This window comes from Modestobacter sp. NPDC049651, from assembly GCF_040659695.1.
Taxonomy (GTDB): domain Bacteria; phylum Actinomycetota; class Actinomycetes; order Mycobacteriales; family Geodermatophilaceae; genus Modestobacter.
The window spans coordinates 103,470-124,629 of record NZ_JBFAOG010000006.1 but is presented as its reverse complement, the minus strand read 5'-3'; the positions used below and the strand labels follow the sequence as shown (position 1 = coordinate 124,629).

General features: G+C 74.4%; 23 protein-coding genes. 5 read left to right on the top strand and 18 right to left on the bottom strand.

The window, feature by feature from the left end; all coding sequences use genetic code 11:
• Positions 1–35 precede the first annotated feature (35 nt).
• Positions 36–482, bottom strand: a complete 447-nt coding sequence (locus AB0J00_RS11040) for a hypothetical protein (RefSeq protein ID WP_357744008.1) — start codon at positions 480–482, stop codon at positions 36–38.
• Positions 479–1,636, bottom strand: coding sequence for a tRNA dihydrouridine synthase DusB (gene dusB, locus AB0J00_RS11035; RefSeq protein ID WP_357744006.1), 1,158 nt, complete (start codon positions 1,634–1,636; stop codon positions 479–481). Before dusB ends, AB0J00_RS11040 begins: the two co-directional genes overlap by 4 nt.
• 293 nt (positions 1,637–1,929) lie before the next feature.
• On the opposite strand from dusB, the gene AB0J00_RS11030 reads away from it, so the two are divergent.
• Positions 1,930–3,000, top strand: coding sequence for a type IV toxin-antitoxin system AbiEi family antitoxin domain-containing protein (locus tag AB0J00_RS11030; RefSeq protein WP_357744004.1), 1,071 nt, complete (start codon positions 1,930–1,932; stop codon positions 2,998–3,000).
• A 137-nt stretch (positions 3,001–3,137) separates the two neighbouring features.
• Here the strand turns inward: AB0J00_RS11030 and AB0J00_RS11025 are convergent, their stop codons facing one another.
• The 8 genes from AB0J00_RS11025 to era all read right to left on the bottom strand — a co-directional run bounded on the left by AB0J00_RS11025 (position 3,138) and on the right by era (position 10,807).
• Positions 3,138–3,749, bottom strand: coding sequence for a response regulator transcription factor (locus AB0J00_RS11025; RefSeq protein ID WP_357744002.1), 612 nt, complete (start codon positions 3,747–3,749; stop codon positions 3,138–3,140).
• Positions 3,746–4,918 (bottom strand): histidine kinase, encoded by a 1,173-nt coding sequence (locus AB0J00_RS11020; protein ID WP_357744000.1) that lies wholly within the window; start codon positions 4,916–4,918, stop codon positions 3,746–3,748. Before AB0J00_RS11020 ends, AB0J00_RS11025 begins: the two co-directional genes overlap by 4 nt.
• A gap of 19 nt (positions 4,919–4,937) precedes the next feature.
• Positions 4,938–5,720, bottom strand: a complete 783-nt coding sequence (locus AB0J00_RS11015) for an ABC transporter permease (protein WP_357743998.1) — start codon at positions 5,718–5,720, stop codon at positions 4,938–4,940.
• On the bottom strand, positions 5,717–6,664 hold the full coding sequence (locus AB0J00_RS11010; protein ID WP_357743996.1) for an ABC transporter ATP-binding protein: 948 nt from the start codon (positions 6,662–6,664) through the stop codon (positions 5,717–5,719). The genes AB0J00_RS11015 and AB0J00_RS11010 overlap by 4 nt, the downstream gene beginning before the upstream one ends.
• Positions 6,665–6,883: 219 nt before the next feature.
• Positions 6,884–8,311 carry a glycine--tRNA ligase gene (locus tag AB0J00_RS11005; protein ID WP_357743994.1) on the bottom strand — a complete coding sequence of 476 codons (1,428 nt, stop codon included), beginning with the start codon at positions 8,309–8,311 and terminating at the stop codon, positions 6,884–6,886.
• 57 nt (positions 8,312–8,368) lie between these two features.
• Positions 8,369–9,133, bottom strand: a complete 765-nt coding sequence (locus AB0J00_RS11000; protein ID WP_357743992.1) for an isoprenyl transferase — start codon at positions 9,131–9,133, stop codon at positions 8,369–8,371.
• Positions 9,130–9,888, bottom strand: coding sequence for a DNA repair protein RecO (recO, locus tag AB0J00_RS10995; protein WP_357743990.1), 759 nt, complete (start codon positions 9,886–9,888; stop codon positions 9,130–9,132). The genes AB0J00_RS11000 and recO overlap by 4 nt, the downstream gene beginning before the upstream one ends.
• A gap of 4 nt (positions 9,889–9,892) precedes the next feature.
• Positions 9,893–10,807 (bottom strand): GTPase Era, encoded by a 915-nt coding sequence (gene era / locus AB0J00_RS10990; protein ID WP_357743988.1) that lies wholly within the window; start codon positions 10,805–10,807, stop codon positions 9,893–9,895.
• A 120-nt stretch (positions 10,808–10,927) separates the two neighbouring features.
• On the opposite strand from era, the gene AB0J00_RS10985 reads away from it, so the two are divergent.
• Positions 10,928–11,218 carry a DUF1540 domain-containing protein gene (locus tag AB0J00_RS10985; RefSeq protein WP_357743986.1) on the top strand — a complete coding sequence of 97 codons (291 nt, stop codon included), beginning with the start codon at positions 10,928–10,930 and terminating at the stop codon, positions 11,216–11,218.
• 17 nt (positions 11,219–11,235) lie between these two features.
• Here AB0J00_RS10985 and AB0J00_RS10980 read toward each other — a convergent pair whose 3' ends face one another.
• Positions 11,236–11,664, bottom strand: coding sequence for a hypothetical protein (locus AB0J00_RS10980; RefSeq protein ID WP_357743984.1), 429 nt, complete (start codon positions 11,662–11,664; stop codon positions 11,236–11,238).
• Positions 11,665–11,769: 105 nt separating this feature from the next.
• Between AB0J00_RS10980 and AB0J00_RS10975 the strand changes: the two genes are divergently transcribed.
• Positions 11,770–12,366 (top strand): hypothetical protein, encoded by a 597-nt coding sequence (locus tag AB0J00_RS10975; RefSeq protein ID WP_357743982.1) that lies wholly within the window; start codon positions 11,770–11,772, stop codon positions 12,364–12,366.
• A 34-nt stretch (positions 12,367–12,400) separates the two neighbouring features.
• On the opposite strand, the gene AB0J00_RS10970 is transcribed toward AB0J00_RS10975, so the two are convergent.
• The 5 genes from AB0J00_RS10970 to AB0J00_RS10950 all read right to left on the bottom strand — a co-directional run bounded on the left by AB0J00_RS10970 (position 12,401) and on the right by AB0J00_RS10950 (position 16,223).
• Entirely contained in the window at positions 12,401–12,739 is a 339-nt protein-coding gene (locus AB0J00_RS10970) for a cytidine deaminase (RefSeq protein WP_357743980.1), read from the bottom strand.
• A gap of 6 nt (positions 12,740–12,745) precedes the next feature.
• The gene (locus tag AB0J00_RS10965) at positions 12,746–14,086 is read right to left on the bottom strand and encodes a hemolysin family protein (RefSeq protein WP_357743978.1); all 1,341 of its coding nucleotides are present in this window, start codon (positions 14,084–14,086) and stop codon (positions 12,746–12,748) included.
• A complete protein-coding gene (gene ybeY, locus AB0J00_RS10960) occupies positions 14,083–14,586 on the bottom strand; it encodes an rRNA maturation RNase YbeY (RefSeq protein WP_357743976.1) in 504 nt (167 codons plus the stop codon). Before ybeY ends, AB0J00_RS10965 begins: the two co-directional genes overlap by 4 nt.
• A 2-nt stretch (positions 14,587–14,588) precedes the next feature.
• Positions 14,589–15,734, bottom strand: coding sequence for a PhoH family protein (locus tag AB0J00_RS10955; protein WP_357743974.1), 1,146 nt, complete (start codon positions 15,732–15,734; stop codon positions 14,589–14,591).
• A gap of 123 nt (positions 15,735–15,857) precedes the next feature.
• Positions 15,858–16,223, bottom strand: coding sequence for an HIT domain-containing protein (locus tag AB0J00_RS10950; RefSeq protein ID WP_357743972.1), 366 nt, complete (start codon positions 16,221–16,223; stop codon positions 15,858–15,860).
• Between the two features lie 151 nt (positions 16,224–16,374).
• Between AB0J00_RS10950 and AB0J00_RS10945 the strand changes: the two genes are divergently transcribed.
• Positions 16,375–17,931 carry a GAF domain-containing protein gene (locus AB0J00_RS10945; RefSeq protein WP_357743971.1) on the top strand — a complete coding sequence of 519 codons (1,557 nt, stop codon included), beginning with the start codon at positions 16,375–16,377 and terminating at the stop codon, positions 17,929–17,931.
• A 106-nt stretch (positions 17,932–18,037) separates the two neighbouring features.
• Positions 18,038–19,198 (top strand): permease, encoded by a 1,161-nt coding sequence (locus AB0J00_RS10940; RefSeq protein ID WP_357743969.1) that lies wholly within the window; start codon positions 18,038–18,040, stop codon positions 19,196–19,198.
• A gap of 48 nt (positions 19,199–19,246) precedes the next feature.
• Here the strand turns inward: AB0J00_RS10940 and AB0J00_RS10935 are convergent, their stop codons facing one another.
• Positions 19,247–20,014 (bottom strand): 16S rRNA (uracil(1498)-N(3))-methyltransferase, encoded by a 768-nt coding sequence (locus AB0J00_RS10935; protein WP_357743967.1) that lies wholly within the window; start codon positions 20,012–20,014, stop codon positions 19,247–19,249.
• Entirely contained in the window at positions 20,011–21,150 is a 1,140-nt protein-coding gene (gene dnaJ / locus AB0J00_RS10930) for a molecular chaperone DnaJ (RefSeq protein ID WP_357743965.1), read from the bottom strand. Before dnaJ ends, AB0J00_RS10935 begins: the two co-directional genes overlap by 4 nt.
• Between the last annotated feature and the right edge of the window lie 10 nt (positions 21,151–21,160).

Here is a 21,160-nt window from a genome sequence, read left to right as displayed (position 1 = left end):
GCGGTGCGGCCCCTGTGGAGGGTGTGCCGGCGGGCTCAGTTGCCAGGACCGCAGACCTTGCCGCCGCCCTCGGGGACCACCAGCAGCCGGGTGGTGTCGCCACCGCCGGCGCCGTCCCAGCGGACGTCGACCAGCCGCCGGGAGTCCTCGCCCGACTGCCGGGAGCCGGTGACCTCCGGGGTGCCCGCGTGGCCGTACTCGTCGGGCAGCTCGGCGGGCGTCAGCCGGGCGCGCTCGTCGTCGCAGAGCAGCGCGTAGGCGGTCTCGGTGTCGTCGGCGGCGAGCGCCTTGCTGAACACCGAGGCGGTCTCCTCGGCCTGGTCGGCCGACGAGCCGTGCACCAGCCACATCGCGCCGACCGCCAGCAGCGCGGCGGCCACCGTGGCGGCGAGGATGACCAGGATCAGCCCGTTGCGCTGCCGGGGCTCACCCGTGTGCAGCGGCGCCGGGCCGTCGTCGTAGAGGTACGGGCCGTTCGTCATCCGCCACCCACCAGCAGCTCGGCGCCAGCAGGCGGGCGCGGGTCGTCACGGTCGTCGAGCCAGCCCTCGGGCAGGGACACCGGCCGCGGTGGGGTGGTGCGTCCCCGCGGCTCGCCCAGCACGGCCGTCGGGTAGGGCTGGTCGGGGATGCCGGCCAGCAGCTCGGCCAGCTCGTCGAGCGAGCTCACCATGGCCAGCGCGCGGCGGGTGTCCGAGCCCACGGAGAAGCCCTTGAGGTACCACGCGACGTGCTTGCGGAAGTCGGAGCAGCCCCAGGTCTCGCCGTGGTCGGCGGCCAGCAGCGTGGCGTGCCGGTGCATGATCGCGGCGACCTGCCGGAAGTCGGGAAGCGTGCGCTGCGACCGACCGGCGAACGCGGCGGCGAGGTCGCCGAACAGCCACGGCCGACCGAGGCAGCCGCGCCCGACGACGACGCCCGCGGCGCCGGTCTCGGCGACCATGCGCAGCGCGTCGTCCGCCTCCCACAGGTCGCCGTTGCCGAGCACCGGGATGTCGACGGCCTCGACCAGCCGGGCGATCGGGGCCCAGTCGGCGGTGCCGCTGTAGAGCTGGTCGGCGGTGCGGCCGTGCAGGGTGATCGCCGCGGCGCCCTCGTCCTGCGCGATCGCGCCGGCCTCGAGGTAGGTGACGTGGTCGGCGTCGATGCCGATGCGGGTCTTCACCGTCACCGGCACGTCCTTGGCCGCAGCGACCGCGGCGCGCACGATGTTGCCGAACAGCACCCGGCGCCACGGCAGCGCGGAGCCGCCGCCCTTGCGGGTCACCTTGGGCACCGGGCAGCCGAAGTTGAGGTCGATGTGCGCCGGGCGGGTGCCGGCGACGTGCTCGTCGACCAGCATCTCCACCGCGCGGCCGACGGTGGCCGGGTCGACGCCGTAGAGCTGCACGCTGAACGCGTCGGCCTCGCCGGGGGCGGCCTTGACCATCTGCAGCGTCTTCTCGTTGCGCTCCACCAGCGCGCGCGTGGTGATCATCTCGCAGACGTAGAGGCCCGCGCCGAACTCCCGGCACAGCGTGCGGAAGGCCGGGTTGGTGATGCCGGCCATCGGCGCGAGCACCACCGCCGGGTCGACGGTCAGCGACCCCAGCTGCAGCGCCGGCAGCGCCTTCGGCCGCTCGAGGGTGCTGGTCACGCCGTCCAGAGTAGGTGGCTCCGCTGTGTGACCCCGCTCCCGCCGACAGGGTCGCCCGCGCGCCGTCGTCCCGCCCGGGTCAACCCTCCCGCCGTCCGGCTCAACCCGGGCGACCTGACGTTGAGCGGTGCCGTGCCGCGGCTCAAGCTCAGGTGGACCGGGTCAACCCGGCCGGCTGTCGGCCTTACTCGATCGGCGCCGCGGCGCGCTCGCCGCCGTCCCCCATCGGCCCGGCCGTCCACACGCTCCCCGAGGACTGCCAACTCGCGGCCGCCGACCCGCACCCTGACCCGGTGACCACCGCTGCCGCCGTCCCCCTGTCGGTGGCCGAGCCCGGCCGCCGCCGGCTCGGCATCTTCACCACCGCCGACCTGGCCGGACGTGGCGTCGGCGAGAGCGAGATCCGGGCAGCCGTGCGTGCGGGCACCTGGGTCCGGCTGCGCACCGGCGTGTTCATCTCCCGCGCCGACCTGGCGGAGGTCGAACGCACCGAGCGCCGTCCCGGGCTGGACGCGCTCGCCGTGCTCACCGGGCTGGCCCGCCCCACCGCCGTGCTGAGCGGTGCGACCGCGGCCTGGGTGTGGGGGCTGCCGCGACCCCGGAACGACCCACCCACCGTCCAGCTGACCGACCCGCACCGCTGGCGGCGCGGGCAGGGCTGGCGGATGACGCGTGCCGAACTCCCCGATGCCGAGCTCACGGCCCGCGGCGCCTACTCCCTGACCACGGCGGCACGCACCGTGGTCGACCTCGCCCGGTCCTGGCCCGAGGTCCACGCGGTCGCCGCCGTCGACGCGGCGCTGCTTCGCGGGCTGACCACCGTCGCGGAACTGGCGCGCGTCCTCGACCGGCAGCGGTACGTCCCCGGCGTTCCGCGCTCAGTACGCGCCGTCGAGCTCGCCGACGGTCGGGCCGAGTCGTGGTTGGAGACGTCGGGACGGTTGACCTTCGCGGCGATGGGGCTGCCGCCGTTCGTGCCACAGGTCGAGTTGCGGGTCGGCGGCCAACTGTTGAAGGTCGCCGACGGCTGGTATCCGGACGCCGCCCTGGCGATCGAGTTCGACGGGCAGGTCAAGTACCGGCGGCCCGCCTTCCGGCGCACCCCGGAGGAGGAACTCTGGCACGAGAAGCGCACCGAGGAGCTGCTGGTCTCGCTCGGCGTGAGGTTCATCCGGGTCGCCAACGCGGACCTGACCCGCGGTCGTGACCGGCTGGACCAGCTGGTCCAGCGATCACTGCTGGTCCGTGGGCCGGTCGTCCGGGAGTTCACCGAGGTGCCCAGACCGATCGGTCGGCTGCGGGACCAGCCCGGCGGGGACGACGGCTGGCTGGTCCGCTTCGACGACGTCGTCGGCGCGGGTTGACCCGGAGCCCGGTCGGGTCAACCCGGTCGGCCTGACGTCGAGCCGGGTCACGGCACGGCTCAACGTCAGGTCAGCCGGGTTGAGCCGGACGACGGCAGGGTTGAGCCGCTCGGACGACGGGGCGGGCGGGCGGGACGTCAGCCCAGCAGCCAGCCGTGCTCCTCGGCGAGGTGCACGGCCTCCGCGCGGGTGCGGGCGCCGGTCTTGCCGATCGCCGCGGACAGGTGGTTGCGCACCGTCCCCTCGGCCAGGTGCAGCTCCCGGGCCAGGTCCGCGACCGTGCCGCCGCCGCGGGCCGCACGCAGCACCTCGGCCTCCCGCGCCGACAGCGGGCTGGCCCCGGCGACCAGGCTCTCCTCGGCCAGCGTCGGGTCGACCGCGCGCAGGCCGGCGTGCACCTTCCGGACGGCGTCGGCGAGCTGCCGGGCCGGGGTGTCCTTCACGACGAACCCGCTCGCCCCCGCTTCCAGCGCCCGCCGCAGGTACCCCGGCCGGCCGAACGTCGTCACGATCAGCACCCGGCACGAGGGGAGCCCCGCCCGCAGCGCCGCGGTCGCCGCGATGCCGTCCAGGCCCGGCATCTGGACGTCGAGCAGAGCCACGTCCGCGTCGTGCCGGACCGCGGCGTCGACCACCTCGTCGCCGCGGCCCACCTCCGCGACCACGGTGAGGTCCGGCTCGAGGTCCAGCAGCGCGGCCAGCGCCCCCCGGACCAGCGCCTGGTCGTCGGCCAGCAGCAACCGGATCACGCGGTCACCACGCGCAGCGAGAACCCGCCCTCGGGCGCCGTCCCCACCTCGAGCCGGCCACCGGCGGCGGTGACCCGGGCGCACAGCCCGGCCAGTCCCGACCCGCCGCTGCCCGACCCGCCCGGCCCCCGGCCGTCGTCGCGCACCTCCACGCTCGTCGGCGTCAGCGTCACCCCGCACCACCGGGCACCGGAGTGCCGGACGACGTTGGTCACGCCCTCCCGCACCACCCAGGCGAACAGCTCCCGCCACTCGGCGGGCACCTCCTCGGCGGCCACCGGCAGGTCCGCGGTGATGCCGGCCGACTCCAGCGCCCGCCGGGCCGTGGACAGCTCCCCCGGCAGCGACACCTGCCGGGTGCCCGCCGCGGTCGCCCGCACGTCGGCCAGCGCGGCCCGGGCGAGCTGCTCGACCTCGGTGACCTCGGCGCGCACCCGGTCCAGCCGGGGGTCCGGGTCGAGGCCCTCCAGCAGCCGGCCGGCCAGCTCGGTCTTCACGGTGATGACGGTCAGCGAGTGGCCGAGGACGTCGTGCACGTCCCGCGCCAGCCGGGCCCGCTCCCGGGTGACGGCGAGGTCGACCAGCTGGGCCCGGGCGTGGGCCAGCTCGATGTTGCGCTTGAGCACCTGCCCGACCCCGTAGGCGGCGAAGCTGGCGAGCAGCAGCTGCGGGATGAAGTCGCCGAGCGGCTTCCACCCCGGGACGACGAGCGGCAGCACGACCGCCGCGGCGGTGAGGCCGCCGACCACCACCAGCACCTGCCGGCCCGGCAGCGTCATCGCCGCGGTGACCCCCACGTAGACGGCGCCGGCGACGACGTCCTCCCCCGCGCCAGGTGCGGCGATGACCAGCAGCAGCACCATCACGCCGAGCATCGCCCAGACCGGCCCGGCGTGGAGTTGCCCGGTCCGGATGCGGTGCACCCGCATCCAGGCGAAGTAGGCGGCGAACCCGACGGCGAAGACCAGGAGCGCGACGACGGCCACGACCCCGGCGACGGTGTCCCGGTCGCGCCAGCCGGCCCGGATCGGGACGGCCAGGTAGACGAGCCAGACGGCGGCCCACAGCCAGCCGACCCTCGACGTGCCGAGCGGGCGCGCGTCGTCCCCACCGACCCAGCGACGGGGCAGCGGGGACGACGGCGCCGCGGTGCGCGGTGCAGCAGTCACGGGGAGCAGTGTGACCCGCTCACACGCGGGCGGTGTCGCGGCGGAACCGCCAGATGGCGCCCGCGGCGAACAGCGCCGTCCAGACCACGACGTTGAGCACCGCCCCCAGGTCGACGCCGTCGTCGACCAGCGCGGCCCGGGCGAGCACCCCCACGCCGTACGCGGGTGTGTAGGAGGCGAGGTCCTGCAGGGTCTGCGACAGCGTCGACAGCGGGACGAAGATGCCGCCCATCAGCGCGAGCAGCGCCAGCGCCGGGCCGAGCAGCTGCATCACGTTCTCCGACGGCACCAGGTAGCCGATGAACAGCCCGAACGCGGCGAAGACGACGGCGCACAGCCACGCCACCACGCCGCTGACCACCCACGCCCAGGTGGGCAGCTGCACCGCGCCGCTGACCGCGCCGACCGCGAACACGATCGCCACCGAGATGGCGCCCATGACCATCGCGGTGGCCACCTTCGTCGCCATGTACGCCAGCGGGTTCAGAGGGGTGAGCCGCAGCTGCCGGGACCAGCCGAGCGCCCGCTCGACCGCGACCGAGGCGCCGGCGGCGGTGTTGGCGATCATCGATCCGTACACGGCGAAGCTGATCATCAGGTACGCCGAGACGTTGCCGCGGCCGGCGGTGTCGTGCTGGTAGGCGTCGCTGAGCCCGCCGAACAGCAGGAAGAACAGCGGCGGCATGAGCAGGGTGAACACCAGCGTGCGGCGGTTGCGCAGCATCCGGCGGATCTCCAGCCGGAGGAAGGTGGCCGAGAACCCGCCCAGCGGCGGGACGCGGCGGTCGAGGGCGGTGGTCACCGGCTCGCTCCGTTCTGGGTGAGGGCGAGGAACGCGTCCTCGAGCCCGCGGGAGGTGATCTGCAGGTCGCGTGCGGGGGTGGCGGTGAGCAGGTGGCGGGCCAGGCCGTCGGAGTCGCGGGTGCGCACCAGCACGGTGTCGCCGCGCTGCTCGACGTCCTCGACGCCCTCGACCTGGTAGAGCGCGGCCGCCTGGGCGGGGGTGGCGTCGATCCAGGTGGCGGTGACCAGCCGGCCCGCCGACAGCGCCTTGATCTCCGCGGCGGTGCCGTCGGCGACCACCCGGCCGCCGCTGACCAGCACGATGCGGTCGGCGTAGGCGTCGGCCTCCTCCAGGTAGTGCGTGGCGAAGACGACGGTGCGGCCGGCCTCGGCGTCCGCCCGGATGGCGCTCCAGAACTCGCGGCGGCCCTCGACGTCCATGCCGGTGGTCGGCTCGTCGAGGATCAGCAGCTCGGGCTCGGGCAGCAGCGCCATCGCGAACCGCAGCCGCTGCTGCTGGCCGCCGGAGCACTTGGCCACCCGGCGGCCGGCGATGTCGGTGAGCCCGGCCCGGTCGAGCACCTCGGCGACCGGGCGGGTGTGCGCGAACAGCGCGGCGGTGAGCTCGACGGTCTCGCCGACGGTGAGGTCCTTGAGCAGCCCGCCGGACTGCATCACGGCGGTGACCAGCCCCTGGGCGACGGCGGTGCGGGGCGGCAGGCCGAACACCTCGACCGTGCCGGCGTCCGGGCGGGACAACCCGAGCACCATGTCGATGGTCGAGGTCTTGCCCGCGCCGTTCGGGCCGAGGAAGGCGACGATCTCGCCGGGCTGCACGGTGAGGTCCAGGCCGTCGACCGCGGTGACCGCGCCGAACCGCTTGGTCAGCCCGTGCAGCGCCACGGCCGGCGGGGCCGTGCGCACCGGGGGCGCCCCGCTGGGGGCGTGCTGCGTCTGCGTCATGCCGGTGAGCCTGGCGGGACGCCGTCCGGTGTTCCTCGGCCGAGCATCACGACCGCACCATGACATCGGTCATGGCGCTGGACGCCCCGGCGGGGGCGCGACCGGCCCTGCGCGGAACGGGTGCTCTGCCCGCCCTGGGCGGGCAGAGCACCACTGGTCCCCGGAGCATGGTGCTCTGCTGCCTGACAGGCAGCGGAGCCCCAGCGAGCCGAGACGAACTCAGCAGCCGGGGAGGCGGGCGCCGAGGTAGGAGACGACCTGGTCCAGCGCGACCCGCTCCTGGGTCATCGCGTCGCGCTCGCGGATGGTCACCGCGTCGTCCTCGAGGGTGTCGAAGTCGACGGTGATGCAGAACGGGGTGCCGACCTCGTCCTGCCGGCGGTACCGGCGGCCGATGGCGCCGGCGTCGTCGAAGTCGACGTTCCAGTTCTTCCGCAGCTCAGCGGCGAGGTCACGGGCCTTGGGCGAGAGGTCGGCGTTGCGCGACAGCGGCAGGACGGCGGCCTTCACCGGTGCCAGCCGCGGGTCGAGCTTGAGCACCGTGCGGGTGTCGACGCCGCCCTTGGCGTTGGGCGCCTCGTCCTCGGTGTACGCGTCGACGAGGAAGGCCATGAGCGAGCGGGTCAGCCCGGCGGCCGGCTCGATGACGTACGGCGTCCAGCGCTCACCGGAGGCCTGGTCGAAGTACGACAGGTCGGTGCCGGAGTGCTCGCTGTGCGTCTTCAGGTCGAAGTCGGTGCGGTTGGCGATGCCCTCGAGCTCGCCCCACTCCGAGCCCTGGAAGCCGAACCGGTACTCGATGTCGACGGTGCGCGTCGAGTAGTGGGAGAGCTTCTCCTTGGGGTGCTCGTAGTGCCGCAGGTTCGCCGGGTCGATGCCCAGGTCGGTGTACCAGCGGGTGCGCTCGTCGATCCAGTACTGGTGCCACTCGGCGTCCGTGCCGGGCTGGACGAAGAACTCCATCTCCATCTGCTCGAACTCGCGGGTGCGGAAGATGAAGTTGCCGGGGGTGATCTCGTTGCGGAAGGACTTGCCGATCTGGCCGATGCCGAACGGCGGCTTCTTCCGCGAGGCGCCCATGACGTTGGCGAAGCTCACGAAGATGCCCTGCGCGGTCTCCGGGCGCAGGTAGTGCAGCCCCGACTCGTCCTCGACCGGGCCGAGGTAGGTCTTGAGCATCATGTTGAAGTCGCGCGGCTCGGTCCACGAGCCGGTGACGCCGCAGTTCGGGCAGGTGATGTCGAGCAGGCCGCGCTCGGGCGCCCGGCCCTTCTTCTCCTCGTACGCCTCTTCCAGGTGGTCGGCGCGGAACCGCTTGTGGCAGTTCTGGCACTCGGTCAGCGGGTCGGTGAAGACACCGACGTGACCGGAGGCGACCCACACCTGGCGGGGCAGGATGACCGAGGAGTCGAGGCCGACGACGTCGTCACGGCCCTGGACGACGGTGCGCCACCACTGCTTCTTGATGTTCTCCTTGAGCTCGACGCCCAGGGGTCCGTAGTCCCACGCGGAGCGGGTACCGCCGTAGATCTCACCCGACGGGAAGACGATGCCCCGGCGCTTGCAGAGGTTGACCACCTTGTCCAGGCGGGCCGGGTCGGCGGTACGGGCGGGGGCAGGGGTGTCGCTGGGCACGGAGGGCTCCATCCGGCTGGCGGTCGGCGGGTGTACCCCTCAACGCTAGACGGCGGGTTCCACCGGCCGTCAGGCGCTGCCGAACCGCCGCTGCCGCGAGGCGAACTCCTCGCACGCCTGCCACAGGTGGCGGCGGTCGAAGTCGGGCCACAGCGTGTCCAGGAAGACGAACTCCGCGTACGCGGACTGCCACAGCAGGAAGTTGCTGGTGCGGTTCTCCCCCGAGCTGCGCACGAACAGGTCGACGTCGGGCATGTCCGGCTCGTCGAGGAACCGGGCGATCGTCTTCTCGTCGACCTTGTCCGGGTTCAGCCGCCCGGCGGCCACCTCGCGCGCGATCGCGGCGGCCGCGTCGGCGATCTCCGCGCGCCCGCCGTAGTTCACGCACATCGTCAGCGTGAGGACGTCGTTGTCCCGGGTCAGCTCCTCGGCGACCTCGAGCTCCTTGATCACCGACCGCCACAGCTTCGGACGACGACCGGCCCAGCGCACCCGCACCCCGAGCTCGTGCATCTCGTCGCGGCGGCGGCGGATGACGTCGCGGTTGAAGCCCATGAGGAAGCGGACCTCGTCCGGGCTGCGCCGCCAGTTCTCGGTGGAGAACGCGTAGGCGCTGATCGCCTTGACCCCGAGCTCGATCGCGCCCTCGACGCAGTCGAACAGCGAGTGCTCCCCGGCTTCGTGCCCGGCGGTGCGCGGCAGCCCGCGCTCCTTGGCCCAGCGGCCGTTGCCGTCCATCACGATCGCGACGTGGTGCGGCACCTTGTCGGCGGGGATGTCCGGCGGGGTCGCGCCCGACGGGTGCGGGTTCGGCTTCTTGACCTCGCGCTTCACCGGACCACCTCGGTGCGGTCGACCAGCGGCAGCGACCGCAGCCCGCGCTCCAGGTGCCACTGCAGCAGGGCGGCGACCAGGCCGCTGCCCTCCCGCCGGTCCTTGGCCTGGCTGGCCTCGGCCCGCTCCCAGTCGCCCGACAACAACGCCTCCAGCAGCTCGATCGTGACCCGGCTCGGCATCGCCGAGCCGGTGGGCCGGCAGTCCGGGCAGACGGTGCCACCGGCCGGCACGGAGAAGTGCCGGTGCGGGCCGACCTCGCCGCAGCGCGCGCAGTCGCCCAGCGCCGGCTCCCAGCCCGCCACCGACATCGCGCGCAGCAGGAACGCGTCGAGCACCAGCGGCGCCGGCTTCACACCCTCCGACAGCGTGCGCAGCGCACCGATGACCAGGAGGAACATCCGCAGCGAGGGTTCCTTCTCCTCCACGGTGAGCCGGTCGGCGGTCTCCAGCACCGCGGTGCCGGCGGTGTAGGCCCGGTAGTCACCGACGATCGCCGGGCCGTAGTTCCGCAGCGACTCCGCCTGGCTGACGATGTCCAGCGAGCGGCCGGTGTACAGCTGCAGGTCGACGTGGCTGAACGGCTCCAGCCGGGCACCGAACTTGCTCTTGGTGCGGCGCACGCCCTTGGCCACCGCACGCACCTTGCCGGTGCGGCGGGTGAGCACGGTGACGATGCGGTCGGCCTCGCCGAGCTTCTGGGTGCGCAGGACGACGCCCTCGTCGCGGTACAGCGACTGCGGGGTGCTGCTCATCGGCTCAGTAGCCCAACCGGTTGAGCTTCTTCGGGTCGTCCTGCCACTCGCCCAGCACCGTGACGTGCAGGTCGAGGTGCACCCGGGCGCCGAGCAGCTCCTCGAGCCCGACCCGGGCCTCGCTGCCGATCGCCTTGATCGTCACGCCGCCCTTGCCGAGCACGATCGGCTTCTGGCTGGGCCGCTCGATGTGCAGGGACGCGTGGATCACGACCAGCTCGCCGCCGGTCTTCGGGTCGGGGCGCCGTTCCATCTCCTCGACGGTGACCGCGAGGGAGTGCGGCACCTCCTGGCGCACCTTCTCCAGCGCCGCCTCGCGGATCAGCTCGGTGATCTGCCGCTCGGTGTCCTCGTCGGTGGTCTGGTCGTCGGGGTACATCTGCGGGCCCTCGGGCAGCAGCCCGACCAGCAGGTCCTCCAGCAGCTCGACCTGGTCGCCGGCCACCGCGCTGACCGGCACCACCTCGGCGGCCTCGACCAGCTGGCTGGCGGCGATCAGCTGCTCGGCCACCTGCTTCTTGCTCGCCGCGTCGGTCTTGGTCACCACCACCACGATCGGGGTGCTGACCTCGGCGAGCTGGCGGGCGATGTACGCGTCGCCGGCGCCCACCGGCTGGTCGGCCGGGATGCAGAAGACGATGACGTCGACCTCGGACAGCGTGTCGCGGACGACGTCGTTGAGCCGCCGACCGAGCAGGCTCTTGGGCTTGTGCAGCCCGGGGGTGTCGACCAGCACCAGCTGCCCGCCGGGGCGGTGGACGACGCCGCGGATGGCGTGCCGGGTGGTCTGTGGCCGGTTGCTGACGATGCCGACCTTCTCCCCCACCAGCGCGTTCGTCAGCGTGGTCTTGCCGGCGTTGGGCCGGCCGACCAGGCAGGCGAAGCCGCTGCGGTACGGCGGCTGTTCGGGGGCGTTCACGAGACCCAGTCTCCCATCCCCCACCGACGTTCCGCCGGTGCCCGACGCAACGACGTCCGGCCAGGTCAGGGCACGCCCGGTGGTCTGGCGGGCCGTCCGCCGAGCTGCCACCCTCGGTCCATGACGACCACTGAGTACATGCCGATGGTGCACGACTGCTCGGTGAGCAGCTGCTCCTACAACGCCGACTCCAACTGCCACGCCGGGGCGATCACCGTGGCCGGCGACCACGCCCACTGCGGCACCTTCGTCGAGATCTCGTTCCGCGCCGGCCTCGAGCGCACCGGCGTGGTCGGCGCCTGCCACCGCTCCGACTGCGTGCACAACGACCGGCTCGAGTGCACCGCCTCGCAGATCCAGGTGGGGTCGGCGGCCGACGCGGCCGACTGCCTGACCTACTCCGCCCGCTGACCTCGGGCGGCGGCCGCTCAGGAGGCCAGCCGCTCCAGCTGGGTGGGATCCGGCACCGGCTCGAACGCCCACGTGCCGGTGCGCAGCGCGCCGTCGGCGACGGCCAGCGCGGCCACCGGGTCGTCGTCGTCCACGAGCACGGCCCGCCCCGAGGACGCCACCGCGGACAGCGCGGTGAGCACCGTGCGGCGGTCGCCCGCGGCCAGTCCCTCGGTGAGCCGGTCGACCAGCACCAGCGACGCGCGGCTGGCACGCGCCGCGTCGACGGCGTCGAGCCGCTGCCGCACGCCGTCGGCCGCCCGGCCGGACAGCCGCAGGACCGGGAGCGCGTCGTGGTCGGCGCCGCAGCGGGCGCTGTCGTCGTCGAGCGCGGCCATGGTGGCCGCCCGGGCCGCCGCCGGGCCCAGCAGCACGGTGACCCCGCCGACCGGCAGTCGCAGCCCCACGGATCCTCCTCGCATCGGGGAAGGCAAGCCTAACCTCCCCCGACCGGGTCGTCCATGTGGTGCTCCGCACCCGGTGCCGCCGGACCGCCTGGGATCATGACGGGCATGCCTCCCCGCAACCGCCGCGACGCCGGCGAGCCCCTGGCCGTCCAGGCCGCCCGCGCGGTCGAGGAGCACCGCACCCAGGTCACCAGCTACGGCTTCCTCTCCCCCCGCCGCCCCAAGCGCACGGTCACCGTCACCCCGCGGCCGCTGCGCTACTGGCAGTACGACCCGGTCGGCCCCGTCGTCCTCGCGCTGGTCGTCGTCGGCGTCGCGCTGTGGCTGGGCATCCTGGCCGCCCGCGGCGGCAGCGACCGGGTCACCGACGAGCTGCCGCTGGCCATCGGCCTGGCGCTGGTCGTGCTGCTCGGCTCGACCGGCCGGACGACGGTCTCCGACGCGGCGCTCTCGCTGGACGTGGCCGGGCTGCGCCAGGTGTCGACGTTCCAGCTGGTGCCGCTCGTGCTGGTGCGCGAGGTGCTCGTCGGCCGTCCGCCCGCCGACTGGCCGACCGCGCGCCGCCGGGCCCGCTGGTGGCCCGGCCGCACCCGGGTGAGCGTGCGGCACCTGGCCACCGACGGCGAGGGCGACCGCGCGTTCACCGCCTGGGTGCGCGACCCGGCGGGGTTCGCCGACGCCCTCGGCCGCCCGCTGGACTAACGCCCGGTTCCCCGCGAGAAGGCGGGGAGGTCGGTCAGGAGGTGGCGCGGGGCGTGCCGTCGGGGCCGGCCAGCAGCACCGGCGCGGACGGCGTCAGGTCGCGGACGGCGGCGCGGCCGGCCTCCTCGACCGACTCCGCGGCGCTGACGACGGCCGCGGCCTCGAGCCCCTCCACCCCGCTGGACACCGCGGCGGCCACCGCCGCCTGCAGCGCCGACAGCTGCAGGGAGGGCAGCGCCACGGTGGCGGCGACGTAGGTGCGGCCGTCGGTGTCGCGGACGGCCGCTCCCTCCGGCGCCCCGGTGCGGCCGCGCGCGGAGCGGGCCAGGGTGATCAGCTTGGCGTCCTCGGGGTCCAGCTCAGCGGCGGTCACGAGGGGTCAGCCTTCCACCCCGGCCGGCTGGTCCTCCCGGGCGGCCTCGTCCTCGTCGGCCTCCGGCTCGGGCTCGGGCACCCGGCAGACCAGCATGGTGTCGATCCGGTTGCGCCGGCCGCCGGTGCTCTCGGCGACCAGCCGCAGCCCGCCGACGTCGGCCTGCGAGCCCTCGATCGGCACCCGGCCGAGCGCGCGGGCCAGCAGGCCGCCGACGGTCTCGACGTCGTCGTCCTCGGGCAGGTCGACCCGGAAGAGGTCGGCGAGGTCCTCGACCGGCAGCCGGGCGGTGACCCGGAAGCTGCCGTCCTCGAGCTCCTCCACCGGCGGGCGCTGCACGGCGTCGTGCTCGTCGTCGATCTCGCCGACGATCTCCTCGAGGATGTCCTCGATCGTCACCAGCCCGGCGAAGCCGCCGTACTCGTCGACCACGACGGCCATGTGGGTGCGGCTGGCCTGCATGTCCCGCAGCAGCTCGTCGACCGGCTTGGACTCCGGGATGAACGTCGCCGGGCGCATCAGCTCCTCGACCCTGGGCCCGCCGGAGCGGTCGGCCGGGATGTTCTGCGAGCGCCGCACGAGGTCCTTCATGAACAGGATGCCCAGCACGTCGTCGACGTTCTCGCCGATCACCGGCAGCCGGCTGAACCCGCTGCGCAGGCACAGCGCGAGGGCCTGGCGCAGGTTCTTGCCCTGCTCGATCCAGACGACGTCCGGCCGCGGCACCATCACCTCGCGGGCGATGGTGTCGCCGAGCTCGAAGACGCCGTGGATCATGTTGCGCTCGCCGGCCTCCACGACCCCGCGCTCCTCGGCCATGTCGACCAGCTCGCGCAGCTCGACCTCGCTGGAGAACGGGCCCTCGCGGTAGCCCGGGCCGGGGGTGATCGCATTGCCGATGACGATCAGCAGGGTGGCGACCGGGCCGAGCAGCCGGCCCAGCAGGCGCACCAGCGGCGCGCCGGCCATGGCGATCGCGTAGGCGTGCTGGCGGCCCAGCGTGCGGGGGCCGACGCCGATGAGCACGTAGCTGACGACGACCATCACCGCGGCGGCCACCACGATGCCCAGCGCCTCCGAGGAGAACTGCCGGAACAGCACGTCGGCGACCAGCACCGCGGCGGTCATCTCGCAGACGATCCGCAGCAGCAGCAGGAGCGCGACGTGCCGGCCGCGCTCCTCGACCACCCGGGCGAGCGCGGGCGCCCGCTTGACGCCCTCGCGCACCATCTCGTCGACCCGCGCCTTGGACAGGCGCTGCAGGGCGGCGTCCAGCGCGCCGAACACACCGGCGAGCAGCACCAGGACGACGGCGATCACCAGGAGGACGATCGCGGTCGCGGTCATCGCGGGCCGGGTTCCTCGCTCACCGGAGCGCCGGTGACGGGGTCACGGGGAGCGGAGCGCCAGCCCTCCAGCAGCGTGGACTGCAGGCCGAACATCTCCTTCTCCTCGTCGGGCTCCATGTGGTCGTAGCCGAGCAGGTGGAGCACGCCGTGGCAGGCGAGCAGCAGCAGCTCGTCGTCCATCGAGTGGCCGGCCGCGCGCGCCTGGCGCACCGCGACCGACGGGCAGAGCACGACGTCCCCGAGCAGCGCCGGGCCCGGGTCGGGGTCATCGGGACGGCCGGCGTCCAGCTCGTCCATCGGGAAGGCGAGCACGTCGGTGGGGCCCTTCTCGCCCATCCACCGCTCGTGCAGCGTGGCCATGTAGTCGCTGTCGACGCACAGCACCGACAGCTCGGCGAGCGGGCTCACGCCCAGCTCGTCGAGCACGAACCGGCAGATCCCGCCCAGGGCCTGCTCGTCGACCGCGATCTCGGACTCGTTGGCGACCTCGACGGCCACGCTCAGCTCCCCTGCTGGCGGCGCGGGCGCGCCGGACGGGCCGGTGCCGCACCCGCGGGCCGGTCGGACCGCTGCGCGGTGTCCCACCGGTCGTAGGCGTCGACGATGTCGCCGACCAGCCGGTGCCGGACGACGTCGGTGCTGGTCAGCTGGGCGAAGTGGACGTCCTCGATGCCGTCGAGGATGTCCCGGACGATCCGCAGGCCGCTCTGCGCGCCGCCGGGCAGGTCGACCTGGGTGACGTCACCGGTGACCACGATCTTCGACCCGAAGCCGAGCCGGGTGAGGAACATCTTCATCTGCTCGGCGGTGGTGTTCTGCGCCTCGTCGAGGATGACGAACGCGTCGTTGAGCGTGCGCCCGCGCATGTACGCCAGCGGCGCGACCTCGATCGTGCCGGCCTGCATCAGCCGCGGGATCGACTCGGGGTCGACCATGTCGTGCAGCGCGTCGTACAGCGGCCGCAGGTAGGGGTCGATCTTCTCCGACAGCGTGCCGGGCAGGTACCCCAGCCGCTCGCCGGCCTCGACCGCCGGGCGGGTCAGGATGATCCGGTTGACCTGCTTGGTCTGCAGCGCCTGCACGGCCTTGGCCATGGCCAGGTAGGTCTTGCCGGTACCGGCCGGGCCGATGCCGAAGACGATGGTGTTGCTGTCGATGGCGTCGACGTACCGCTTCTGGTTCAGCGTCTTGGGCCGGATCGTGCGGCCGCGCCGGCTGATGATGTCCAGGCTCAGCACGTCGGCGGGGCGCTCGGACCCGCCGGCCTTGAGCATGCCGACGACGCGGCGCACCGAGTCCGGGCGCAGCGCCTGGCCGGTGGCCAGCAGCGCGATCAGCTCGTCGAAGACCCGGACGGCGAAGGCGTTGTCGGCCGGCTGGCCGGTGACGGCGATCTCGTTGCCGCGGACGTGGACGTCGGCGGTCAGCTCGCCCTCGACCAGCCGGAGCAGCTCGTCGCCGGAGCCCAGGAGGGCGACCATCGAGACGCTGTCGGGCACGGTGATCGACGTGCGCACCGGCGGCGGGACCGGGGTGTCCGAGGTGTCCGGGGTGCCCGCCGCGGCGCGCGCGGACAGCTCACGGGACGAGATGGTGCCGTTGGGCGAGCTGCCGGTGGGACCGGCGCCCGGTGAGGTGTCGGGCAAGAACGCTCGACCCTGCCTTCCTGCTACGGGGTTGTGACCCGAGCCAGCTTACCCGCGCGGGACGACGTCGAACCGGGCTCGCACAGCGGGGTCAGCGGCCGGCCTCCCCGGACGGACGGCGGGTCAGCCCGGCGGCCAGCCGAGGTCGCGGCCGCCCAGCACGTGCAGGTGGACGTGGTGCACGGTCTGGCCCGCTGCCGGGCCGCTGTTGACGACCAGCCGCCAGCCGGGCTCCGGCTCGCCGTCGGTGGCCAGGCCCTCCTGGACGGCGACGTCGGCGGCGGCGGTCAGCAGCGCGGCGGCCAGGTCCGGGTCGGCGGCCGCGAGCTCGCCGACGGTGCGGTGGTGCTCGCGCGGGACGACCAGCACGTGCGTGGGCGCCTGCGGGTTCACGTCCCGGAAGGCGAGCGTCCGGTCGGTCTCCCGGACGACGTCCGCCGGGATCTCCCCCGCCACGATGCGGCAGAACAGGCAGTCGGGATCGGTCACGGCCGCGACTCTAGGGGCCACCACGACACGGAACGAGGTAGCCCAGATCAGTTGCGCGCAATCGGGTGCGCGGCGCGGCACCGTGGGACACGCCGGTGGGAGCACCCGAGCAGCGGGTGCCCCCGGCCACGTCCGGAGAGGCAGGGTCCCGATGCGCCGACCGTCCACCCGCCACGTCGCCGACCAGGCCGCCCAGCTCGCCGAGGCCCGGTCCGACGTCGCGGCGGTGACCCGGGTGGTCGCCGCCCTGGACGCCGCGGCCACCGCCGAGGACGTCGCCCGGGCGGCGCTGGACACCGTCCGGGAGTGCTTCGGCTGGGCGTACGGCTCCTACTGGCAGGTCGAACGGGCCGACGGGCTGCTGCACTTCGCCGTCGAGTCCGGCGACGCCGGCCGGGAGTTCCGCGAGGTCACGCTGACCGCCTCCTTCGCGGAGGGCGTCGGGTTGTCCGGGCGGGCCTGGCGTGCCCGGGACCTGCTGTTCGTGGCGGACCTCGGCGAGATGACCGACTGCGTGCGGGCTCCCGCCGCCCAGCGGGCCGGCGTGCGCAGCGGCATCTGCTTCCCGGTCGTGCGCGCCGGCCGCGTCGTCGGGACGATGGACTTCTTCACCACGGAGACGCTCAGCCCGACCCCCGAGCGGCTCGACGCGCTGCGGGCGGTGGGCAAGCTGGTCTCCCAGGCCTTCTCCCGGGTGGCCGCCGCCGCGGACCAGGCGCGGGCCGCCGGGGACGTCGCCGCCATCAACAGCCTGCTGCGCGAGCTGAGCAGTGCGGGCAGCGTGGAGGAGGCGGTCACCACCGCCCTGGACACCATCCGCCGCGAGTTCGACTGGCACTACGGCTCGTACTGGTCGATCGACCCGGCGGCGGGCGTGCTCACCGTCGACCTGGAGAGCGGCGACCTGGGCGCCGAGTTCCGCGAGGTCACCCGGACGGCGTCCTTCGCCGAGGGCGTCGGGGTCGCCGGCCGCACGTGGCGGGCCCGCGACCTGGTCTTCGTCGAGGACCTCGGCGAGGTCCGCGACTGCGTGCGGGCCCCGGCCGCGCAGCACGCCGGAGTGCGCTCCGGGGTCTGCCTGCCCGTGATGGTCGACGGCGCCGTCGTCGGGACGATGGACTTCTTCGCCACGCGGACCCTGGTCATGAGCGACAGCCGGCGGGACGCGCTCCGCAACACCGGCTTCCTCATCTCCCAGACGATGGAGCGGCTGCGCGGCCTGGAGCGCGTGTCCGACGCCGCCCGCGAGCTGGTGTCCTCGATCGACGAGGTGGAGCGCAACGTCGCCGAGGCCACCGCGGTCGCCGTCGACGGTCAGCAGGTGACCGCCCGGGCCGCCGACCTCGTCGCGCACCTGGGCACCTCCAGCGCGCAGATCGACAAGGTCGTGCGGGTGATCACCGGGATCGCCGAGCAGACCAACCTGCTGGCGCTCAACGCGACCATCGAGGCGGCCCGCGCGGGCGAGGCCGGCAAGGGCTTCGCCGTCGTCGCCAACGAGGTCAAGGAGCTGGCCCGGGAGACCGCGCTGGCCACCGAGGAGGTGAGCACCCGGGTGGGCACCATCCAGACCGACGTGCAGAACGTCGTCGGGGCGCTGGCCGCGATCCGCGAGGTCGTGGCGCGGGTGAACGAGACCCAGCACCTGATCGCCGGCGTGCTGACCCGGCAGTCGGCGGTGACCCGCAGCATCGTCGAGATGTCCTGAGGGCGCGCCGCGCCGCCGGTCGGGCGCCGGGTGAGGATGGACCGGCCCGTCCCGCCGTCCCCAGGAGGTACCCCGTGCCCGCTCCCCGCCCCGTGCCGAGGACGTAGTGAGCACCCGAGACGCCGTCCGGTCGGGTGGCTCCGCCGCACGCATCACCGCCCTCTCCCCCAGGAACCTGGCCCCGCTGCTCGAGGAACCGCCGAGCCGGCCACCCACCCGCCGGGTCGCCGCCGCCGGCGTCCTGCTGGCCCTGGTCGTCGCGGCCGCCGCCCTGCTCTGGGCGAAGTGGCTGCCCTACGAGGCGAAGGTCGTCACGCTCAGCGGCACCCGCACGTGGGAGGGCAGCAGCGTGCTGTCGGTCGGCGGCGTGCAGCCCGGCGACGCACCCACCTGGCACGCCGCCACCTCGTTCTCCGCCACCTACCTGCAGGCCATCTGGAAGGCGCTGGTCGCCGCCCTCCTGATCAGCGCCGCCGTGCAGGCGTTCGTCCCGCGCACCTGGCTGGTGCGGCTGCTCAACCGGCCCGGCCGGCTGCGGTCCGCGGCGGTGGGCGGTCTGGTCAGCACGCCGTCGATGATGTGCACCTGCTGCACCGCCCCGGTCGCGGCCACCCTGCGCCGGGACGGCGTGAGCCCCGCCGCCGCGCTCGCCTACTGGCTGGGCAACCCGCTGCTCAACCCGGCGGTCATCGTCTTCCTGGCGCTGGTCGCGCCCTGGCAGTGGACGGTCACCCGGGTCGTCGTCGGAGCCGCGGTGGTCGTGGGCGGCAGCGCGCTGGTCGCCCGGCTGACCTCCCGCACCGAGGTGCCGCTGCCGGAGGTGACCGGCCGGGAGGAGCCCGCCGCGGTCGACTGGTTCGCCACCGCACCGGCGCGGTTCGCGCGCACGCTGCTGCGGCTGCTGGTGACCCTCGTCCCGGAGTACCTCGTGGTCGTGCTCGCGGTCGGCGCCTTCCGCGGGTGGCTGTTCCCGATCGGCAGCAGCACGGTGCACGCCGGCGTGGTCGTGCTGGTGGTCGCGGCCGTCGTCGGCACCCTGCTGGTCATCCCCACCGGCGGGGAGATCCCCGTGTTGCAGGGCCTGGCGCTGGCCGGGGTGTCACTGGGCGGGATCGGCGCGCTGCTGCTGACGCTGCCGGCGGTCAGCATCCCGGGGATGGCGATGGTGTCGCGCGCGTTCGGGTGGCGGACCACCTGGGCGACGGCGGCGCTGGTGGCCGTCGGCGGGATCGTGGCGGGCGTCGTCCTGCTGGCCCTGCCCGCCTGAGCTCGAGTGGAGTCCCAGAGCTCGCGAGACGATGCGCTGGGACTCCGCTCAGCGCCAGCGGGTGCGGGCGCTGAGCGCGGCCAGTGCCGCGGCGCCGGCGGTCGACGTGCGCAGCACCTCCGCGCCCAGCCGGACCGGGTGCGCGCCGGCGGCGCGGAAGGCCAGCACCTCGCCGTCGGTCAGCCCGCCCTCGGGGCCCACGACCACCGCGACGGTGCCGGTGCCGGGCACCTCGAGGCGGGCCAGCGGCTCGCGGGCCTGCTCGTGCAGCACGACCGCGAGGTCGAGCTCGCCGAGCAGCCCGGCGACCTGGCGGGTGCTCATCGGCGCGGTCACCTCCGGCACCCGGGGGCGCCGGGCCTGCTTGGTGGCCGCCCGCGCGGCGGCGCGCCACTTGGCCAGCCCCTTGTCGACCCGGTCCTCGCGCCAGCGGGTGACGCAGCGGGCCGCGGTCCACGGCACGATCCGGTCGACGCCCAGCTCGGTGGCCAGCTCGACCGCGAGCGGCCCCCGGTCGCCCTTCGGCAGCGCCTGGACCAGCACGAACTCCGGCACAGGAGCGGGCACCTCGTGCCGGGCGGTCACCTCGACCCGCAGGCCGTCGCGGCCGGCCTGGGCCACGGTGCCCTCGACGACGACGCCGGCCCCGTCGGAGACCCGCACCCGCTCACCGGCCGCCAGCCGCAGCACCTCGACCGCGTGCCGGCCCTCGGGCCCGCCGACCGTGACCGCCGGGCCGAGGGGCAGCTCGTCGACCAGGAACAGCGGGGCGCCGTCCAGCTCGGGGACGGCGGCGTCGGCCGGCGGGGTGGTCATCGGCCGTTGAACGCGTCGCGGACCCGGGAGAACAGCCCGCCGGAGTGGGCCGGTCCGCCGTCCGCCAGGTCCTCCCCGCGCAGGCCGGCGAGCTCGCGGAGGAGCTCCTGCTGCCGGTCGTCGAGCCGGGTCGGGGTCTGCACGTCGATGTGCACCATGAGGTTGCCGCGGCCGGTGCCGCGCAGCCGCGGGGCGCCCTTGGCGCGCAGGGTCAGCACGCCGCCGGACTGGGTGCCGGACTTGATGTCGAGGTCCTCGACGCCGTCGAGGGTCTCCAGCTTCAGCGTGGTGCCCAGCGCCGCCGCGGTCATCGGCAGGGTGACCCGGCAGTGCAGGTCCTCGCCGTCGCGGGTGAACACCGGGTGCGGGCGCTCGTGCACCTCGACGTAGAGGTCGCCGGCCGGTCCGCCGCCGGGGCCGACCTCGCCGTGCCCGGCCAGCCGGATGCGCATGCCGTCCTCGACGCCGGCGGGGATCTTCACCGGGATCGTGCGCCGCGAGCGCACCCGGCCGTCGCCGGCGCACTGGCTGCACGGCTCGGGGATGACCTGGCCGGTGCCGCCGCAGGTCGGGCAGGGACGGCTGGTCATCACCTGGCCGAGGAACGAGCGCTGCACGCTCTGCAGCTCACCGCGGCCCTGGCAGGTGGCGCAGGTGGTCGGGTGGGTGCCCGGCGCGGTGCCGGCCCCGGCGCACAGGTCGCACAGGACGGCGGTGTCGACGGTGATGTCGGTGGTGGTGCCGAAGACCGTCTCGGCCAGGTCGAGGTCGACCCGGATCAGCGCGTCGTTGCCCTCGCGGACCCGGCTGCGCGGACCGCGGGTCGTCGCCCCGCCGAAGAAGGCGTCCATGATGTCGCCGAGGCCGCCGAAGCCGGCGCCGCCGCCGAACGGGCTGCCGGCGCCACCGCGGGCGCCGTTGTCGTACGGGTCACCCCCGAGGTCGACGATGCGGCGCTTCTCCGGGTCGGTCAGCGCCTCGTAGGCGCGGCTGACCTCCTGGAAGCGGTCCTTGGCCTCCGGGTCGGGGTTGACGTCGGGGTGCAGGTCGCGGGCCAGCTTGCGGTAGGCCCGCTTGATGTCGGAGTCCGTCGCACCCGGGGCCAGGCCCAGCACGCCGTAGTAGTCGGTCGCCATGCGGTTGTCT

What these genes read in the sequence shown, in the direction of transcription:
- recO (WP_357743990.1), bottom strand. Translation starts at nt 9,888, where the DNA reads ATGAGCAGCACCCCGCAGTCGCTGTACCGCGACGAGGGCGTCGTCCTG.
- AB0J00_RS11040 (WP_357744008.1), bottom strand. Translation starts at nt 482, where the DNA reads ATGACGAACGGCCCGTACCTCTACGACGACGGCCCGGCGCCGCTGCAC.
- AB0J00_RS11010 (WP_357743996.1), bottom strand. Translation starts at nt 6,664, where the DNA reads ATGACGCAGACGCAGCACGCCCCCAGCGGGGCGCCCCCGGTGCGCACG.
- AB0J00_RS10985 (WP_357743986.1), top strand. Translation starts at nt 10,928, where the DNA reads ATGACGACCACTGAGTACATGCCGATGGTGCACGACTGCTCGGTGAGC.
- AB0J00_RS10935 (WP_357743967.1), bottom strand. Translation starts at nt 20,014, where the DNA reads ATGACCACCCCGCCGGCCGACGCCGCCGTCCCCGAGCTGGACGGCGCC.
- AB0J00_RS10975 (WP_357743982.1), top strand. Translation starts at nt 11,770, where the DNA reads ATGCCTCCCCGCAACCGCCGCGACGCCGGCGAGCCCCTGGCCGTCCAG.
- AB0J00_RS10945 (WP_357743971.1), top strand. Translation starts at nt 16,375, where the DNA reads ATGCGCCGACCGTCCACCCGCCACGTCGCCGACCAGGCCGCCCAGCTC.
- AB0J00_RS10965 (WP_357743978.1), bottom strand. Translation starts at nt 14,086, where the DNA reads ATGACCGCGACCGCGATCGTCCTCCTGGTGATCGCCGTCGTCCTGGTG.
- dnaJ (WP_357743965.1), bottom strand. Translation starts at nt 21,150, where the DNA reads ATGGCGACCGACTACTACGGCGTGCTGGGCCTGGCCCCGGGTGCGACG.
- AB0J00_RS11005 (WP_357743994.1), bottom strand. Translation starts at nt 8,311, where the DNA reads ATGGAGCCCTCCGTGCCCAGCGACACCCCTGCCCCCGCCCGTACCGCC.